Origin of the sequence: Microbacterium sp. ACRRU (genome assembly GCF_022346945.1) — a bacterium.
Lineage (GTDB): Bacteria > Actinomycetota > Actinomycetes > Actinomycetales > Microbacteriaceae > Microbacterium > Microbacterium mcarthurae.
On sequence record NZ_JAKRNI010000002.1, the window covers coordinates 221,191 to 239,562 of the forward strand.

Consider the following 18,372-nt stretch of genomic DNA (forward strand, 5'->3'; position numbering starts at 1 on the left):
GCCGCTGTCAGGATCTCGACCGCGCGTCCGGCTTCAGGTGCCCAGCGTGTAGTCCGCGATCACCGGGGCATGGTCGCTCCATCGGGTGTCGTACGACGGCGCCCGGTCGACGCGGTAGTCGGTCACGCGCTCCGCGAGAGACGGCGTCACGACGTGATAGTCGATGCGCCAGCCCGAGTCGTTGTCGAAGGCCTTCCCGCGCATCGACCACCAGGTGTACGGCCCCTCGACCTCGCCCGCGTGGCGCCGGCCGACGTCGACCCACCCCAGCCCGGGTCCGGTCGAGCCGTCCGCTCCCTCGACCTGTTCGCCCGCGGGTCCGAAGAAGCGGTCGAAGTACGCGCGCTCGCGGGGGAGGAAGCCCGCGTTCTTGCGATTGCCCTTCCAGTTCTTGATGTCCAGCTCACGGTGTCCGACGTTGAGGTCGCCCATGACGACCGCGAGCGGCTGCGCGGCACCGAGTTCGCCCAGGCGCCGCTCCATGGCATCCAGGAAAAGCCACTTCGCGTCTTGCTTGGGGGTGTCGACCTCACCGCTGTGCACGTAGGCGCTCACCACCGTCAGGGTCTCGCCGTCGATGTCGAAGTCGGTCTCGATCCAGCGCCCCGAGGCGTCGAGCGGCTCCGGGCCGAGGTGCGTGCGCGTCTCGACACCGGGAAGGCGGCTCACGATCGCGACGCCCGCACGACCCTTCTGCAGCGCCTCGTCGTTGACGATCTGCCATCCGGGGAGGGCTTCGGCCAGCTGATCGGCGGTCGCCCGCACCTCTTGCAGGGCGAGGATATCGGCGCCCGAAGCGTCGAGCCACTCGGTCATTCCTTTGCGGACGGCGGCACGGATGCCATTGACGTTGACGGAGACGATGCGTACGGAACGAGCCACCCGTCGAGCGTAACCGGGCCCTCCGACACGGGGCCGGCCCGTCCACGGTTCGCCGCCGACCGCGGGCGGCGCTCAGTCGAACAGGAGCGTCGACCGGCGCGGCGCTGGCAGCTCCGCCTCGAGGCGGGCGAGGTGAGCCCGCGCTCCGCGCACGCGACGGTTCGCCGCCCACCGCCGCGGCCACTGGGCCCGGGCCGCGCGCTCTTCGGCCTCGCGCACCGCCACCTGAGCGGCGATGACGAGCGCCGTCTGCTCCATTGCCCGGCGATCCTCGGGCGAACGCAGCGGCATGTCCCGATCGGCGGCGGCCACGGCGATCCACGCGGCCGAGACCAGGATGACGATGCCCACGAGCCGGAACCACAGCAGGAAACCGATCAGCACGGTGAAGGTTGCTAGCAGAGGGTTGGAGGGCGTGTAGACGAACAGGAAGCCCGCCGCGACCTGGAGCAGCACGAGACCCGCAGAACCCACCAGCGCCCCCGGCCAGGTGCGCCGCCATGTGAGGGCCGTGCCCGTGAGGAAGCGGAAGAGCGAGGCCAGGGCGAGGGTGTTGACGCCGAACGCCACCAGGAGGGAGACGCCCCGGGCGCCCACCGACCACCACGCGGTTTCGCGCGTCCAGCCGATCCACCCGAGCACGAGGTCGACAGCGCCGGTCGTGATCGACCCGAGCAGTGCACCGACGAGCAGCGCCACACCGAACAGGAGTGACGCGACGAAGTCACGCGCCTTCAGAAGAAGGTAGTTGCGCAGGTCGAAGGGCAAACCGAACGTGTCGCGCACGGCACGGCGCGTGAAGGTGACGAACCCGATGGTGGTCCAGATGACGACGACGCCGGCGACTCCACCGGTCAGCCCGAGCAGCTTGCCGCTCTCCTGCGCGACCGCTTCGACCTGCTCCGGCTTCACCAGGCCGTTCGCGCTGATGATGCCCGGGATGTACCCGTTGACGATGCGGATCAGCCCGTCGATGGCGGTCTTGCTGCCGCCCAACCAGATGCCGACCCCCGCGAACGCGAGGTACAACGCCGAGAACATCGCGAACAGGCCCTGGTAGCTCATGCCCGCGGCGAGCAGGAATCCGTTGTGTCGGAGGAAATGCCGCCACACCCGCACGGGGAAAACCTGAGCGATCTTGGCGGCGCGTGCCATCGGCTGGTCCAGCCGCTCGCGCACGGCCGACTGGGCGGCCTCGAGGCGGTCGCGCAGCGACAGTTCCTCGGTCTCCGCGCCGGGCAGCGGTCGAGGGTCGCGGCGGCTGTCGGTCACCCTTCGAGCCTAATGAATGGATGCCAGGCCCCCGGGGTCCGGGGCCGCTCGCCCCGCACGGCCTCGCATCCGGGACGGGGCCCGCCGCACGGCATCCACCCCGAAAACGCCGAACGGCGGGGCGCCGGAGCGCACCCGCCGTTCGAAGGGCAGATCAGCGGCCGCGGAGGACCGCCTGCTTGACCTCGGCGATGGCCTTGGTGACCTCGATGCCGCGCGGGCACGCCTCGGTGCAGTTGAAGGTCGTGCGGCAGCGCCACACGCCTTCCTTGTCGTTGAGGATGTCCAGACGCACATCGCCCGCGTCGTCACGCGAGTCGAAGATGAAGCGGTGCGCGTTGACGATGGCGGCGGGGCCGAAGTACTGGCCGTCCGTCCAGAACACGGGGCACGAAGAAGTGCACGCCGCGCACAGGATGCACTTGGTGGTGTCGTCGAAGACCTCGCGGTCGACGATCGACTGGATGCGCTCCTTGCCGGGCTCGGGCGTGCTGCTCGAGATGAGGAACGGCTGCACCTCGCGATAGGAGGCGAAGAACGGCTCCATGTCGACGATGAGGTCCTTCTCGAGCGGCAGACCCTTGATGGCCTCGACGTAGATCGGCTGCGAGATGTCGAGGTCCTTGATCAGCGTCTTGCACGCCAGTCGGTTGCGGCCGTTGATGCGCATGGCATCCGATCCGCAGATGCCGTGCGCGCACGAGCGGCGGAAGGCCAGCGAGCCGTCGACCTCCCACTTGATCTTGTGCAGAGCGTCGAGAACACGGTCGGTGGAGTACAGCTCCACGTCGTAGTCGACCCAGCGCGGCTCGTCGTCGACTTCGGGGTCGAAGCGACGGATGTTGAACGTCACCAGGAACGACTGGATGCCGGTGTCCGCGGGGGACTGCTCGATCTCGTCCGAGGTGTCGACGGTGTCGATGACGGTGGATGCCATCTCAGTACTTCCTCTCCAGGGGCGGGTAGCGCAACTCGCCGGCGTCGTTCTTCGTGAAGACCACGGGCTTCCACCCGAGCTCGATGTGGTCGGCGGGGTGGGACGAGTGGGGATCGCCCGTCAGATACGCCATGGTGTGCTGCATGTATTTCTCGTCGTCGCGCGTGGGGAAGTCGTCGCGCATGTGACCCCCGCGGCTCTCCTCGCGGTTCTGCGCGGAGTAGACGACGACCTCGGCGAGGTCGAGGAGGAACCCGAGCTCGACCGCTTCGAGCAGGTCGGTGTTGTACCGCTTGCCCTTGTCGTCGACGTGGACGTTCTTGTAGCGCTCGCGCAGGTCGGCGATGATGTCGAGGACCTCGGCGAGCGAGTCGCGCGTGCGGAACACCTGCGCACCCTTGTCCATTTCGTCCTGCAGCGTCTTGCGGAGCACCGCGATGCGCTCGGTGCCGGAGTTGGCGCGCAGCCCCTCGATCATCTCGCGGACCTCCTTGGCGGGGTCCTCGGGCAGCGGCACGAAGTCGGCCGTCTGGACGTATTCGACCGCGTTGCGGCCCGCGCGCTTTCCGAACACGTTGATGTCCAGAAGCGAGTTGGTGCCGAGGCGGTTCGAGCCGTGCACCGAGACGCAGGCGCACTCGCCCGCGGCGTAGAGGCCAGGGACCACCGTCTCATTGTCGGCGAGCACCTCGGCCTTGATGTTGGTCGGGATGCCGCCCATGGCGTAGTGCGCGGTCGGCATCACCGGCACCGGCTCGACCACCGGGTCGACACCGAGGTAGGTGCGGGCGAACTCGGTGATGTCGGGGAGCTTGGTCTCGAGGACCTCAGCGCCCAGGTGCGTGCAGTCCAGCAGGACGTAGTCGCGGTGCGGACCGGCGCCGCGGCCCTCCGCGACCTCCTGCACCATGCATCGCGCGACGATGTCACGGGGAGCGAGGTCCTTGATGGTCGGGGCGTAGCGCTCCATGAAGCGCTCACCGCTCGCGTTGCGCAGGATCGCTCCCTCGCCGCGCGCACCCTCCGTCAGCAGGATGCCGAGACCCGCCAGCCCGGTCGGGTGGAACTGGAAGAACTCCATGTCCTCCAGCGGCAGGCCCTTGCGCCAGACGATGCCGACGCCGTCGCCGGTCAGCGTGTGCGCGTTCGAGGTCGTCTTGAAGATCTTGCCGAAGCCGCCGGTGGCGAATACGACCGCCTTCGACTGGAACACGTGCAGATCGCCCGTGGACAGCTCGTAGGCCACCACACCGGCGACCTGGGTCTTGCCGGCGTCATCCTTCACCGTGATCAGGTCGAGCACGTAGAACTCGTTGAAGAAGTTGATGCCCAGCTTCACGCAGTTCTGGAACAGCGTCTGCAGGATCATGTGACCCGTGCGGTCGGCGGCGTAGCAGGCGCGACGCACGGGGGTCTTGCCGTGGTCCGCGGTGTGCCCGCCGAACCGACGCTGATCGATCTTCCCGTCGGGCGTGCGGTTGAACGGCAGGCCCATGTTCTCGAGGTCGATGACAGCGTCGATGGCCTCTTTCGCGAGGATCTCGGCGGCATCCTGGTCGACGAGGTAGTCGCCACCCTTGATCGTGTCGAAGGTGTGCCACTCCCACGAGTCCTCTTCGACGTTGGCCAGGGCCGCGGCCATGCCGCCCTGAGCTGCGCCGGTGTGGGACCGGGTGGGGTACAGCTTCGAGATGACCGCGGTCTTGGCACCCGGGCCGGCCTCGATCGCCGCGCGCATGCCGGCGCCGCCGGCCCCGACGATCACGATGTCGAACTGGTGGTAGTGCACGCCGTCCTTGACGATCGTGTCCGCGCTGTTCTGAGTGCTCACGTGTGCAATGCCTCTGCTGTCTCAGTCGGGAAGGAGGATGCCGTGGCTTACGCCTGGCAGATCTCCCAGAGGGAGCTGCTCTCGGTCACGCCGAGGCAGGGGTCGAAGGTGAAGACCACGAGCGTGCCGAGCAGGATCAGGAACGCGGCCGACAGCCAGAGCGCGCCGACCAGGATGCGCCGCACCTGCGCGTTGGTGACGTAGTCGTTGACGATCGTGCGCATGCCGTTCGCGCCGTGGATGAGGGCGAGCCACAGCATCAGCACGTCCCACCACTGCCAGAACGGGGAGGCGAGCTTGCCCGCGACGAACGCGAAGTCGATCTGGTGGATGCCGTCGCCCGTCATGAGGTTGACGAACAGGTGGCCGAAGATGAGGACGATCAGCAGCACACCTGAGGCGCGCATGTAGATCCATCCCCACTTCTCGAGGTTGGCGCCCTTCTTGCGGACGGCGGGCGTGCGCGGGGCGGGAATCGTGCTGGTTTCCTGTGCGACGGACATCAGTGACCCCCTCCGACGGCGGCGAAGACATTGATCAGGTGACGCGGGGTGAAGCCGAGCATCGTGACGACCCACAGACCGAGAACGCCCCACCACAGCTGGCGCTGATGACGCGTGGCCCAGGGCCAGAAGTCGACCAGGATGATGCGGAGGCCGTTGTACGCGTGGTACACGATGGCTCCGACGAGGGCGACCTCGCCCAGACCCATGATCGGGTTCTTGTACGTGCCGATGACGGCGTCGTACGCCTCGGGGGAAACGCGGATGAGCGCGGTGTCGAGAATGTGGACGAGCAGGAAGAAGAAGATCGCCACACCGGTGATGCGGTGCAGAACCCACGACCACATTCCCTCTCGGCCGCGGTAGAGCGTTCCGCGCGGCACCCGCGAGGTCGTCTCTTTCACCGACGGCGTGGCACGTGCTGGTGCTGACACGGTCGTCCTCCCTGATCGAACACGGTGTGGGAGCCGGAAAAGGGCTCCAGGCGTCACACGGGCGCTAGTGAATACTACGTCTGGGCTATGAAGCCGGGGGATGAGGGTTGCCTAACACTCTCTCGATGTCGAGATAGTTTCGTCGGTCGGCCCGCGGTCCCGTCCGGCAATCTGAACGTAACGGCCGAGTCGAACGCTGCCGATAAGGTCTGTCCCATGGCCGAACCTGCTATCGACGACTTCTACGCCGTTATCCCCGCCGGTGGGATCGGCAGCCGCCTCTGGCCTCTCTCGCGCGCGGACGCCCCGAAGTTCCTCCACGACCTCACGGGATCCGGCCAGACCCTCCTCCGTGACACCTGGGATCGGCTCGAGCCGCTGTCCGGCTCCGGCCGCATCGCCGTGGTCACCGGGCGGGCGCACCGCGCCGCCGTGGAGCGCGAGCTTCCGGGCGTCCCCGATCACAACGTCTTCCTGGAGTCCGAGCCGCGCGATTCGTCGGCAGCGATCGGTCTGGCCGCCGCGATCCTCGTCCGCCGCGAGCCCGACGTCATCATCGGCTCGTTCGCCGCGGATCACGTCATCCGCCAGACCCGTCAGTTCGACTTCGCCGTGCGACAGGCCGTTGCGGTCGCGCGAGCGGGCTACATCTGCACCATCGGCATCCAGCCGAGCGAGCCCTCCGTCGGATTCGGCTACATCAAGCAGTCCGACGAACTGATCGTCGACGGCGCGCCCGAGGCGTACATGGTGGAGCGCTTCGTCGAGAAGCCCGACCTCGACACCGCCAAGGAGTACTTCGCCGACCGCTCCTACCTGTGGAACGCGGGCATGTTCATCACGCGGGCCGATGTGCTGCTGGCAGAGCTCGCCGTGAATGAGCCCGAGCTCCACGCCGGCCTCGTCGAACTGGCGGAGGCGTGGGACGATCGCGACCGCCGCGGTCCCGCGGTGGATCGCATCTGGCCGGAGCTGAAGAAGATCGCCATCGACTACTCGGTGGCGGAACCCGCTGCCGAGAAGGGGCGTCTCGCGGTCATCCCCGGCCACTTCGACTGGGACGACGTGGGCGACTTCGCCAGCCTCTCCAAGCTAAACTCCTCCGGGGGGCGGAACGAGCTCGCCATCCTCGGCGAGGGTGCGCGCGTGCTCGCCGATGCCTCTAGCGGGATCGTCGTGACGCAGACCAAACGCGTCATCAGCCTCATCGGCGTCCGCGACATCGTCGTGGTCGACACCCCCGACGCTCTTCTGGTCACCACGAGTGAGAACGCCCAGCGCGTCAAGGGCGTCGTCGACGCGCTGAAGCTCACGGGGCGCGGCGACGTCCTCTGACACCGGATGCCGCGCATCGTGGCATCCGGTCTCTTCTGTGGGCGGGCGTGTGGCGCGCGCGTGACGCGAGATTGCGTCTTTGTAACCATTGCGGCGCGGCGGGGTCTGCGGTGCGCAAGCGATTCGTCACAGTGGGTAACGTGACTCCATCGTCCCCCGAACCCGTTGGGGGCCCCTTCTTGGAGGACCATTCGTGAAGACCACGAAGAAGGCCGTCGTCAGCGGCCTCGCGATGATCGGCACGGCCGTGCTTCTCGCCGGCTGCGGTGCCGCGCCCGAGAGCAACGGTGCGTCTGCCGGTGCCGGCGCCAGCGACTACCTGCCCTGCATGGTGTCGGATGCCGGTGGATTCGACGACAAGTCGTTCAACCAGCTCGGCAAGGAGGGCGTCGACGCGGCGGCCGCCGAGCTCGGCTCGCAGGACCCCATCGAGGTCGAGTCGCAGTCCGAGACCGACTACGCCTCCAACCTCCAGAGCCTCGTCGACCAGGGCTGCAGCACGATCGTGACGGTCGGCTTCCTCCTGGCGCCGGCTGCGCTCGAGTCGGCCAAGGCCAACCCCGACATGCAGTACGTCTCCATCGACGACACCGTCGACCAGGACTTCGACGGCACGACGGACGCCGAGAACATCAAGCCGATCATCTTCGACACCGCCCAGGCCGCGTACCTCGCGGGCTACCTCGCCGCGGGTGTCTCCAAGACCGGTGTCGTCGGCACCTTCGGTGGCATCAACATCCCGACCGTCACGATCTTCATGGACGGCTTCGCCCAGGGCGTCGAGAAGTACAACGCCGACAACGGCACCTCCGTGCGCGTCGTCGGCTGGGACCGCGCCGCCCAGGACGGCTCCTTCACCGGTGGCTTCGAGGCCAACGACACCGCCCGCCAGACCGCGCAGGCGATCATCGACCAGAACGTCGACGTGCTTCTGCCCGTCGGTGGCCCGATCTACCAGTCGGCCGCTGTCGCCATCCAGGACGCCGGTCGCGAGATCGCCCTCGTCGGCGTCGACGCCGATGTGTACGAGACCGACCCCTCGGTCGGAGAGCTGCTGCTGACCTCGATCCTCAAGGGCATCGATGTGGGCACGAAGGACGCCATCGTTGCCGCCGGCAACGGCGAGTTCGACGCCTCGCCGTTTGTGGGCACGCTCGAGAACGACGGTGTGGGCCTGGCTCCGCACCACGACTGGTCCGACCGCGTCCCCGCGGAACTGACCGAGAAGGTCGACGCCCTCAAGGCCGACATCATCAGCGGCGCCATCACCGTCGAGTCCTACCTCGCCGGCTGATAGCTGCACGCTCCTGGGGGAGGCCGGCTCCGTGCCGGCCTCCCCTCCCTTATGGGCCGCAGCGGCGCCCGCGGTACCGGACCGGACGTCCTCACGAGGGGCGTCCTTCCCTCTGCACCTCCGCGTGCGGTGCCACAGAACTTAGGATCGGGAACATGAAGCTCGAACTCCGCGGGATCACGAAAACCTTCGGGTCCCTGGTGGCGAACGATCACATCGACCTCACCGTCGAGGCCGGCGAGATCCACTGCCTGCTCGGCGAGAACGGTGCCGGCAAGTCCACCCTGATGAACGTCCTCTACGGCCTGTACCAGGCCGATGGGGGAGAGATCCTGCTGGACGATGCCGTCCAGCACTTCGCCGGCCCCGGCGACGCGATGCGCGCCGGAATCGGCATGGTGCACCAGCACTTCATGCTCATCCCGGTCTTCACCGTGGCCGAGAACGTCATGCTCGGCCACGAGCCCACGAAGTTCGGCGGAAGGCTCGACCTCGCCGCTGCGCGGGCGAAGGTCAAAGAGATCTCCGACCGCTTCGGGTTCGACGTCGATCCCGACGCCCTCGTCGACGACCTGCCCGTCGGCGTGCAGCAGCGCGTCGAGATCATCAAGGCGTTGTCCCGGGATGCCAAGGTGCTCGTGTTCGACGAGCCGACCGCCGTCCTGACCCCGCAAGAGACCGATGAGCTCATGGCGATCATGCGCCAGCTCAAGGCGTCCGGGACGTCGATCGTGTTCATCACGCACAAGCTGCGCGAGGTCCGCGAGGTGGCCGACCGCATCACCGTGATCCGCCTCGGTAAGGTCGTCGGCGAGGCCGACCCGCGCGCCTCCAACGCCGAGCTCGCCTCGCTGATGGTCGGTCGTGCGGTCGAGCTGACGGTCCACAAAGAGGCGCCGACCCTCGGCGACGTCGGCCTGTCCGTGTCGCATCTGTCCGTCGTGGACGCCATCGGCCAGCTCGTCGTCAACGACGTCAGCTTCGAGGTTCGGCGGGGCGAGGTCCTCGCCATCGCCGGTGTGCAGGGCAACGGCCAGACGGAGCTCACCGAGGCTCTCCTGGGACTGCAGGACCGCGTCGAGGGGTCGATCGTCTTGGACGGCAGTGAGCTCAACGGGCGCAGCGTGCGCGCGGTGCTCGATGCGGGTGTCGGATTCGTCCCCGAGGACCGCAAGGAAGACGGCCTGGTGGGAGAGTTCTCGATCGCCGAGAACCTCATGCTCGACCGGGCCGACGGCGCTCCGTTCGTCAAGGGCGGGACCCTGCAGTTGTCCACGCTCGCCGACTTCGCCCGCGAAAAGGTGAGCGAGTTCGATGTGCGCACGCCCTCAATCGAGACCCCGGTGGGTCGTCTGTCCGGCGGCAACCAGCAGAAGGTCGTCCTCGCGCGCGAGCTGAGCCGCGACCTGCGACTCTTCGTCGCCGCCCAGCCCACGCGCGGCGTCGACGTGGGCTCCATCGAGTTCATCCACAAGCGCGTCATCGAGACCCGCGATGCGGGCGTGCCCGTCATCGTCGTCTCCACCGAGCTCGACGAGGTCACCGCCCTCGCGGATCGCATCATGGTCATGTACCGCGGTCGCGTCGTGGGCATCGTCCCCGGTGACACCTCGCGCGACGTCCTCGGCCTCATGATGGCCGGCGAAGCGCCCCAGAACGAAGGAGTCGCCGCGTGAGCGATCCGCACAGCCCGCACGACCCCTCGGCCGCGCGGTCCGACCGCGCCGCCGAGGTGGCCGCCGCCACCGACGCCGACGTCGCGCTCGAGAACGGGGCGGTCGTCGACACGGCCGCCGGCGCACGCGTGACGGCACCGCCTCCCGCCTCGGACGAGAACCGCTGGCGCCGCGCGCTGCGCGAGATCGCGACGGGAAACGCCATCATCTCGGTCCTCGCGGTGGTCCTGGCCCTCCTGGTGGGGGCGATCATGATCGCCGCGACCGACGAGCGGGTGCAGGCGGCGGCCGGGTACTTCTTCGCCCGCCCCGGTGACACGCTGACGGCGATCTGGCAGGCGGTGTCAGGGGCATACGCGTCGTTCTTCCAGGGCGCGATCTATAACTTCCGCCGTCCGGAGTTCGCCACCGGCATTCGTCCTCTCACCGAGACGCTCACCTTCGCGACGCCCTTGATCGCCGCCGGACTGGGTGTGGCCCTGGCGTTCCGGGTCGGGATGTTCAACATCGGTGGTCGCGGTCAGATGCTCGTCGCCGCCGCCGCCGGCGGCTATGTCGCATTCGCCTTCGATCTCCCGTGGGGTCTGCACGCCCTCGTCGCGCTCGTCGCGGGCGTCGCGGCCGGCGCGATCTGGGCGGGCATCGCGGGCGTGCTGAAGGCTCGGACCGGCGCGCACGAGGTGATCGTCACGATCATGCTCAACTACGTCGCGTTCTACCTCGTGTACTACATGCTGCGCACGCCTGGCCTGTTGCAGGCGCCGGGGTCCAGCAACCCCACGACGCCGCCCATGAAAGAGACCGCGGTCTTCCCAGACCTGCTGGGTCCCGCGTACAACCTGCACTTCGGCTTCGTGCTCTCGATCGCCGCGGTGATCCTCGTGTGGTGGATCCTCGAGCGCTCCTCCCTCGGGTTCCGCTTCCGCGCGGTCGGTCTGAACCCCAACGCCGCGCGCGTGGCCGGCATCAACGTCAAGTCGATGTACGTCTACGCGATGCTCATCTCCGGTGCCCTCATCGGCCTGGCCGGCGTCGACCAGGTGTTGGGCACGGTCACCACGGGCTTCTCCAGCGGTATCGACGCAGGCATCGGGTTCGACGCGATCACGGTGGCGCTCCTCGGCCGCTCCACCCCGGTCGGCGTGTTGGTGGCCGGCATCCTGTTCGGCGCGTTCAAGGCCGGCGGGTTCGCGATGCAGGCCGCCAACGGCGTGCCGATCGACATCGTCCTCGTCGTGCAGTCGCTCATCGTGCTCTTCATCGCCGCGCCGCCCCTGGTGCGCGCGATCTTCCGCCTGCCGGCACCCGGGGCGCGCCAGCCCAAGGCGCGCGCCGCCAAGAAGAAGGAGGCGGCCCGGTGAGCACCACCGCCGCACACCCCGAGGCCGCGCCCGCGGCCGACACGCTCGACACCGCCGTCGTCGTCAGCTGGAAGGCGCCGATCGTCTACGGCGTCATCACGGTGCTCGCCGCGGTCCTCTTCATCGTCGCGCGGCAGGACGGCGACGCCGTCTTCCGCATCTCCAGCCCGGGCGAGTTCATCCAGCTTCCCGAGGTCGTCCTCGGCGGGGTCCTCACCGGGGCGGTCTGCACGGTGCTGCTGGCGCTGGTGACCCTGGTCAGCGTGTTGATGGTGCGCGCGCGCCGCCGTCCGCCGATCTGGCTCGCGGTCGTCTTCGCCGTGGTGTTCATGGTGGGCTTCCTCACCTGGGCCGCTGCCGGGGCGACGACGGCCGTCATCCCGCTCACCGGACTGCTGGCCGGCGGTCTCAGCCTCTCGGTGCCGCTCATCTTCGGTGCCATGTGCGGTGTGCTCAGCGAGCGCGTCGGTGTGGTGAACATCGCCATCGAGGGTCAGCTGCTGGCCGGTGCCTTCACGTCGGCCGTCGTGGCGACGATGACGGGCAACCCGTTCATCGGTCTCATCGCCGCCGCCGTCGCCGGGGTGCTGGTGTCGTTCGTGCTCGCCGCTTTCGCGATCAAGTACTTCGTCGACCAGGTGATCGTCGGCGTCGTGCTGAACGTGCTCGTGGTGGGCCTCACGAGCTTCCTGTTCTCGCAGCTGCTCGCCCCGAACGCCGCGTTCCTGAACTCGCCGCCGCGATTCCCGCGCCTGCCCATTCCCGTGCTGGCCGACATCCCGATCATCGGGCCGATGCTGTTCAACCAGACGGTCATCGTCTACCTGATGTACGTCACGGTCATCGCCGTGTACATCGGCTTGTTCCACACCCGCTGGGGCCTGCGTCTGCGTGCCGTGGGCGAGCACCCGCAGGCCGCGGACACCGTGGGCATCAACATCGCCCGCACCCGCTTCTGGAACGTCTCGTTGGGCGGGGCCATTGCCGGTCTCGGCGGCGCGTTCTTCACCCTGGGATCGGTCGGCGCCTTCAACAAGGAGATGACGGCGGGCGCCGGCTACATCGCCCTCGCGGCGGTCATCTTCGGCCAGTGGGACCCGATTCGTGCGACGCTCGCGGCGCTGCTGTTCGGCTTCGCCTCGAACCTGCAGAACACCCTCGGCGTCATCGGTTCGCCCGTGCCGAGCGAGTTCATGCTGATGCTGCCGTACGTCGTGACGATCTTCGCGGTCGCCGGTCTCGTCGGGAAGGTCCGCGGACCCGCGGCCGCCGGCAAACCGTACGTCAAGGGCTGACCCGGCCCGCTTCCCCCTTCACGAGAGGACCCACCGCTTCACGATGACCGACATCGACTGGGACGAACTCCGTTCCGCCGCCACCGAGGCCATGCACCGCGCCTACGCCCCCTACTCCCGCTTCAAGGTGGGCGCCGCGGCGCTCGTCGCCGACGGGCGCATCGTCTCGGGGTGCAACGTCGAGAACGCGTCCTACGGGGTGACCCTCTGCGCCGAGTGCGGACTCGTCTCCGAACTGCACATGAGCGGCGGCGGCCAGCTCGTGGCGTTCGTCTGCGTCGACGGCGAGGGGCGCACGCTGATGCCGTGCGGTCGATGCCGGCAGTTGCTCTTCGAGCACGCCATTCCCGGCATGCTGCTGGAGACGGTCAGCGGCATCCGGACCATCGACGAGGTGCTGCCCGACGCATTCGGTCCGCGCGACCTCGAGGAGGCCGCCCGATGAGCGCCGAGCAGTTCGATGCCGTCGACATTATCCGGGCGCAGCGCGACGGGCGGGCGATCTCGGAGCCGGAAATCCGGTGGCTCGTCGACGCCTACACGCGTGGCTACGTCATGGACGCGCAGATGTCGGCGTTCACGATGGCGGTGCTGCTCAACGGCCTCGGCCGCGACCAGATCCGAGTGCTGACGGATGCCATGATCGCCTCGGGCGAGCGCATGGACTTCTCGTCGCTGGGCAAGCCCACCGTCGACAAGCACTCCACCGGCGGTGTCGGCGACAAGATCACGCTGCCGCTCGCGCCGCTCGTCGCCGCGTTCGGGGTCGCCGTTCCGCAGCTGTCCGGACGCGGCCTCGGTCACACGGGCGGGACCCTCGACAAGCTCGAGTCCATCCCGGGCTGGCGCGCGGCCTTGTCGAACGACGAAATCCTCGCGCAGCTCGCCGACGTGGGCGCCGTGATCTGCGCCGCCGGTGCGGGGCTGGCACCGGCCGACAAGAAGCTCTATGCCCTGCGCGATGTCACGGGCACGGTCGAGGCGATCCCGCTCATCGCGTCGAGCATCATGTCGAAGAAGATCGCCGAGGGCACCGACTCGCTCGTGCTCGACGTGAAGTTCGGCTCCGGCGCGTTCATGCAGGACATCGACCGGGCGCGCGAGCTCGCCGAGACGATGGTCGCCCTCGGCACCGACTCGGGCGTGAACACCACGGCGCTGCTCACCGACATGAACACCCCGCTCGGTCGCGCCATCGGCAACGCCAACGAGGTCCGCGAATCCGTCGAGGTGCTCGCCGGCGGCGGGCCTGCGGACGTCGTCGAGCTCACGGTCGCTCTCGCCCGCGAGATGTTGACGCTCGCCGGTCAGCCCGACGCCGACGTCGAGGCCGCCCTCGCCGACGGCCGCGCGATGGACGTGTGGAAGCGCATGATCCGCGCGCAGGACGGCGATCCGGATGCCGCTCTCCCCACGCCCCGCGAGACGCACACGGTTGTCGCCGACCGGGCCGGTGTCGTGACCCGCGTCGAGGCGCTGCCCTTCGGCATCGGCGCGTGGCGCCTGGGCGCCGGACGCGCGCGCGCCGAGGACGCCGTCGTTCACGCGGCAGGCATCGACCTGCACGTCACCGTGGGAGACACGGTCGCGGCCGGTCAGCCGCTGTTCACTCTCTCGGCCGACGATGAGACGCGCTTCGACCGCGCCCTCACCGCGGTCGAGGGCGCGTGGGAGATCGGCGACACCGCTCCCGCGCGCACCCCGCTCGTCCGCGAGCGCATCACCGCGTGATGGCATCCGACCCGAGGAGCAGCATGGCCACCGACGACGTCCGCATCCAGGGCAAGAAGCTGAAGACCCTGCCGAAGGTGTCGCTCCACGACCACCTCGACGGGGGGATGCGCGCGCAGACGGTGCTCGAACTGGCCGACGACCTCGACCTTGCGCTTCCCGCCGACGACGCGGAGGGTCTCGAGGACTGGTTCTCGGACCACGTCGAGTCGGGCTCGCTCGAGGACTACCTCGAGAAGTTCTCGCTCACCGTCGGCGTGCTGCAGACCCGCGAGGGTCTCGTCCGGGCGGCGAAGGAGTTCGTCGAAGACCTCGCCGACGACGGCGTCGTGTACGCCGAAGTGCGGTGGGCGCCCGAGCAGCACCTCACGCGGGGCTTGAGCCTCGACGACGTGGTGGATGCCGTGCAGGAGGGCATCGAAGAGGGTGAGGATGCCGCGGACGCCCGCGGCAAGGACATCCGGGTCGGCCAGCTGCTCACGGCGATGCGGCAGACGGCCCGCTCCCGCGAGATCGCTGAACTCGCGGTGGCGTGGCGTGGTCGCGGCGTCGTCGGTTTCGACCTCGCCGGACCGGAGGACGGGTTCCCCGCCTCGAACCACCGCGCGGCGTTCGACTACCTCGCCGAGCAGTTCTTCCCCACGACGGTGCACGCCGGTGAAGGAGCAGGGCTGGCATCCATCCGGTCGGCTCTCATCGACGGCCGTGCCGTGCGCCTCGGGCACGGCGTGCGCATCGCGAACGACCTCGACGTCGTCTCGCGCGAAGGCGAGGAGGTGCTGGTCACGTTCGGTGACATGGCCCGGTGGGTGCGCGACCGTGAGATCACGCTCGAGCTGTCGCCGACGTCGAACCTGCAGAGCGGCGCAGTCACGGCATGGGGCGACTCCATGGACGCCCACCCGTTCGACCTGCTGTACCAGCTCGGCTTCTCGGTCACGGTGAACGTCGACAACCGTCTGATGAGCCGGACGACCCTGACGCGCGAGCTGGGGCTATTGGCGCAGGCCTTCGATTACGACCTCGACGACCTCGAGGCCTTCCAGCTCAACGCGGCCGCCGGAGCGTTCCTGCCGGTCGAGGAGCGCGAGGAGCTCATCGAGATCATCGCGGAGGGTTTCCAGCGCTGAGCGCGTCGGGGCGCGGCCGGGCCACCCGCCCCTTTCCGTTGAGTGTCCAGAACACGCGGACGCGGGGGAGTGTCGTCCGCGTGTCTTGGACACTGAAGTGGCGTGGGGGCGTCGTGGCTCGCGGGGCGCGCCGTACCCCCCCGTTGAGTGTCCAGAACACGCGGATGCGGGGGCGTGTCGTCCGCGTGTCTTGGACACTGAAGTGAGGCGGGGACGCTGAACGGACGCGGCGGCGCCTGGAGGGCGGGCAGGGCCCGACGGCGAACCAAAGGCGCCGGGTCAGGGCGCGGGAAGGAACGTGTCGAGCTCGTCGGCGAGATTCCGGTCCACCTCGGTGCGGTCGATCGTCGGGGTGCCGTCACCGGCTTGCGGGCCGTAGGCCCCGAACGAGGCGTGCGACGCACCGGGAATCTCCACGAACACGGCGTCGGAGGGCAGCTCCGTCGCGGCGTCGGCGATCTTCTGCGGCGTTGACAGGCCGTCCTCCGAGCCCGAGAGGCTCAGCACGGGGAGCCCGGATGCCGTGAGGTCTGTCGCGCAGTACGACGCGAACAGCACGAGGGCATCGGCGTCGCTCGCGAGCTGGCACGCGCGAACGCCGCCGAGCGAGTGGCCGCCGACCGCCCAGGACTCCACGGCGGGCGCCAGGTCGGTAAAGGTCGACAGGGGGCGCGGATCGAAGAACGCGAGGTTCAGCCACGGGCGCGTGATCACGACCGTCACGCCATCGTCGACGACGGTGTCCGCGAACGTGGCGACGTATCCGAGCGCGTCGACCTTCGCGCCGGGGATGAACACGAGTCCTCGGCCGGTGTCTCCGTCGGTGGGGGAGAGCACGATGCCCGCGCCGTCCTCGGTGATCGTCATCCCGGGGTTCGCGCGCGCCTCGGCCAGCGGGTCGGGCTCCGCGCCCATGACACCGACCTGGCTGTAGATCAGGATGCCGACGACCGCCAGCGCCACGAGAGCACCGAGGCCCCCCAGGATCCAGCGCAGGACACGAAAACGCCGGCGGGGCGCTCGAGGCGCCCCGCCGGCGGACGGTTCGGTGTCAGTCACCTCACGAGCGTAACGCCGCCTGTCGCGCGGCCACGATCTCGACGATCCGCGGGAACAGCGGGTGCTCCGGCTCGAGGTCGGTGACCTCCGCCGTGAAGGCGTGGGCGTCGAGCTCGCCGAGCAGCCGCTGCAGGTCGACGGCCTGGGCGTCCTCGGCATCCTGGAACTCCAGGGCCGCGGCCATCGCTGCGACCAGCGCATCGACGGGGAGACCCCGCTCGATGGCCTCTGCGGCGGGGCCGACGAAACGCTCGTGGCGCGAGAGCTTGCGCAGCGGCTGGCGTCCGACGCGCCACACGGTGTCGGGCAGGGCCGGGTTGCGGAAGCGCTGCAGGATCGTGTCGCGGTACTGACCCTGCACGTCGGCGTCGAGCTCGTGCTTCCGCACGAGCAGCGCGCTGGTCTCCTGCAGGGCCGCCTCGACCTTCGCGGCGATCGCGGGGTCGGCCAGGGCATCGGAGATCCGCTCGACACCGGCCTGCGCGCCGAAATATGCCGTGGCGGCGTGGCCCGTGTTGACCGTGAACAGCTTTCGCTCGATGTACGGCGTCAGGTCGCCGACGAAGTGGGCGCCCGGAATGTGCGGCGGGGTGTCGCCGAACGGTCCGCGCTCGATGGCCCACTCGTAGAAGGGCTCGACGGTGACGTCGACGCCGCCCTGAGCCTGGGCGGGGACGATGCGATCGACCGCGGTGTTGGCGAACACCGCACGGCCCTCCAGCGCGTCCCACGACTCGCCGGCGAGCTCCACCACGTGCTCGCGCAGCTGGTCGGTCGCGCCGATCGCGTTCTCGCAGGCCATGATCTGCAGCGGCGGCAGCGACGGGTCGCGCAGGGCGAGACCGGCGACGATGTGCGGCGCGACGAACTTCAGGATCGTCGGGCCCACGGCGGTGGTGACCACGTTGGCCGTGGCGATCTCGTCGACCAGGGCCTCGGCATCCGTCGAGCTGTCGATGGCTCGGAAGCCGGTCACCGTCTTGTCGGTGCCGCCCTCGCCGACCTCGTGGACGGTGTACTCGGATGCCGCGTTGATCGCGGCGACGAGCGGAGCCGCGACGTCGGAGAAGACGAGGTCGTACCCGCCCTCGTGCAGGAGCAGTCCGACGAAGCCGCGGCCGATGTTGCCGGCCCCGAAGTGAACGGCCTTCATGCGTTGACGGAGCCCGCGAGGGCCTGGAACAGCTCCTCGGGCGAGGAGGCGGCCTTCAGACGCGCGACGTCGTCCTCCTCGGAGAAGAGGATGGCGATCTGGGAGAGGATCTCGAGGTGCTCGTCGCCCTTGCCGGCGATGCCGATGACGAAGGTCACCGGCTCCCCACCCCAGTCGACGCCGCCGTCGTATCGCACGACCGAGAGGCCGGAGGCGAGGATGGCCTGCTTGGTCTCGTTCGTGCCGTGGGGAATGGCGAGCTCGTTGCCCATGTAGGTGGACACCGTCTCTTCACGCTGCTGCATGGCGGCGAAGTACTCGCCGGTGACGGAGCCCGTGGCCTCGAGCAGGTCGGCGGCCTCCTTCATGGCCTCCTCGCGCGTAGCGCTGCCGGGGTGGATGCGGACGGATTCGATGCGGAGGACGTCTGACATGGTTCTCGCCTTTCTCGTCGTGCCGTCCAGCCTCGCAGGAAGCGA

Annotated in this window: 16 protein-coding genes and 1 pseudogene; 8 read left to right on the forward strand and 9 right to left on the reverse strand. The window is 68.9% G+C overall.

Annotation, left to right across the window (positions count from 1 at the left end):
* Nucleotides 1-33 precede the first annotated feature (33 nt).
* From MHY30_RS02705 to sdhC, 6 genes are all read right to left on the reverse strand, one after another.
* A complete protein-coding gene (locus MHY30_RS02705) occupies nucleotides 34-882 on the reverse strand; it encodes an exodeoxyribonuclease III (RefSeq protein ID WP_239274965.1) in 849 nt (282 codons plus the stop codon).
* Between the two features lie 72 nt (nucleotides 883-954).
* The gene (locus tag MHY30_RS02710) at nucleotides 955-2,154 is read right to left on the reverse strand and encodes a YihY/virulence factor BrkB family protein (RefSeq protein WP_239274966.1); all 1,200 of its coding nucleotides are present in this window, start codon (nucleotides 2,152-2,154) and stop codon (nucleotides 955-957) included.
* 154 nt (nucleotides 2,155-2,308) lie between these two features.
* Nucleotides 2,309-3,091, reverse strand: a complete 783-nt coding sequence (locus MHY30_RS02715) for a succinate dehydrogenase iron-sulfur subunit (protein WP_239274967.1) — start codon at nucleotides 3,089-3,091, stop codon at nucleotides 2,309-2,311.
* A gap of 1 nt (nucleotide 3,092) precedes the next feature.
* On the reverse strand, nucleotides 3,093-4,922 hold the full coding sequence (gene sdhA / locus MHY30_RS02720; protein ID WP_239274968.1) for a succinate dehydrogenase flavoprotein subunit: 1,830 nt from the start codon (nucleotides 4,920-4,922) through the stop codon (nucleotides 3,093-3,095).
* A gap of 47 nt (nucleotides 4,923-4,969) precedes the next feature.
* Entirely contained in the window at nucleotides 4,970-5,425 is a 456-nt protein-coding gene (locus tag MHY30_RS02725; RefSeq protein WP_239274969.1) for a succinate dehydrogenase hydrophobic membrane anchor subunit, read from the reverse strand.
* Nucleotides 5,425-5,859, reverse strand: coding sequence for a succinate dehydrogenase, cytochrome b556 subunit (sdhC, locus tag MHY30_RS02730; protein WP_239274970.1), 435 nt, complete (start codon nucleotides 5,857-5,859; stop codon nucleotides 5,425-5,427). The genes MHY30_RS02725 and sdhC overlap by 1 nt, the downstream gene beginning before the upstream one ends.
* A gap of 216 nt (nucleotides 5,860-6,075) precedes the next feature.
* On the opposite strand from sdhC, the gene MHY30_RS02735 reads away from it, so the two are divergent.
* The 8 genes and pseudogenes from MHY30_RS02735 (at nucleotide 6,076) to MHY30_RS02770 (ending at nucleotide 15,681) form a co-directional block, all read left to right on the forward strand.
* Nucleotides 6,076-7,194, forward strand: coding sequence for a mannose-1-phosphate guanylyltransferase (locus tag MHY30_RS02735; RefSeq protein ID WP_239274971.1), 1,119 nt, complete (start codon nucleotides 6,076-6,078; stop codon nucleotides 7,192-7,194).
* Nucleotides 7,195-7,387: 193 nt separating this feature from the next.
* Nucleotides 7,388-8,488 (forward strand): BMP family protein, encoded by a 1,101-nt coding sequence (locus tag MHY30_RS02740; RefSeq protein WP_239274972.1) that lies wholly within the window; start codon nucleotides 7,388-7,390, stop codon nucleotides 8,486-8,488.
* A gap of 155 nt (nucleotides 8,489-8,643) precedes the next feature.
* A complete protein-coding gene (locus MHY30_RS02745) occupies nucleotides 8,644-10,164 on the forward strand; it encodes an ABC transporter ATP-binding protein (protein ID WP_239274973.1) in 1,521 nt (506 codons plus the stop codon).
* Nucleotides 10,161-11,525 (forward strand): ABC transporter permease, encoded by a 1,365-nt coding sequence (locus tag MHY30_RS02750; protein WP_374204581.1) that lies wholly within the window; start codon nucleotides 10,161-10,163, stop codon nucleotides 11,523-11,525. The genes MHY30_RS02745 and MHY30_RS02750 overlap by 4 nt, the downstream gene beginning before the upstream one ends.
* Nucleotides 11,522-12,820, forward strand: a complete 1,299-nt coding sequence (locus MHY30_RS02755) for an ABC transporter permease (protein WP_239274974.1) — start codon at nucleotides 11,522-11,524, stop codon at nucleotides 12,818-12,820. The genes MHY30_RS02750 and MHY30_RS02755 overlap by 4 nt, the downstream gene beginning before the upstream one ends.
* Before the next feature lie 31 nt (nucleotides 12,821-12,851).
* Nucleotides 12,852-13,265, forward strand: a pseudogene (locus MHY30_RS02760) (cytidine deaminase); the annotation flags it as partial.
* On the forward strand, nucleotides 13,262-14,551 hold the full coding sequence (locus MHY30_RS02765) for a thymidine phosphorylase (RefSeq protein WP_239274975.1): 1,290 nt from the start codon (nucleotides 13,262-13,264) through the stop codon (nucleotides 14,549-14,551). The pseudogene MHY30_RS02760 and the gene MHY30_RS02765, both read left to right, overlap by 4 nt.
* 23 nt (nucleotides 14,552-14,574) lie before the next feature.
* Nucleotides 14,575-15,681, forward strand: a complete 1,107-nt coding sequence (locus MHY30_RS02770; RefSeq protein WP_239274976.1) for an adenosine deaminase — start codon at nucleotides 14,575-14,577, stop codon at nucleotides 15,679-15,681.
* 279 nt (nucleotides 15,682-15,960) lie between these two features.
* On the opposite strand, the gene MHY30_RS02775 is transcribed toward MHY30_RS02770, so the two are convergent.
* The 3 genes from MHY30_RS02775 to MHY30_RS02785 are packed head-to-tail and all read right to left on the reverse strand — an operon-like array spanning nucleotide 15,961 to nucleotide 18,327.
* Nucleotides 15,961-16,740: an alpha/beta hydrolase gene (locus MHY30_RS02775; protein WP_239274977.1), complete on the reverse strand. Its 780-nt coding sequence runs from the start codon at nucleotides 16,738-16,740 to the stop codon at nucleotides 15,961-15,963.
* Between the two features lies 1 nt (nucleotide 16,741).
* Nucleotides 16,742-17,893 (reverse strand): mannitol-1-phosphate 5-dehydrogenase, encoded by a 1,152-nt coding sequence (locus MHY30_RS02780; RefSeq protein ID WP_239274978.1) that lies wholly within the window; start codon nucleotides 17,891-17,893, stop codon nucleotides 16,742-16,744.
* The gene (locus MHY30_RS02785) at nucleotides 17,890-18,327 is read right to left on the reverse strand and encodes a PTS sugar transporter subunit IIA (RefSeq protein ID WP_239274979.1); all 438 of its coding nucleotides are present in this window, start codon (nucleotides 18,325-18,327) and stop codon (nucleotides 17,890-17,892) included. Before MHY30_RS02785 ends, MHY30_RS02780 begins: the two co-directional genes overlap by 4 nt.
* Nucleotides 18,328-18,372: the final 45 nt, after the last annotated feature.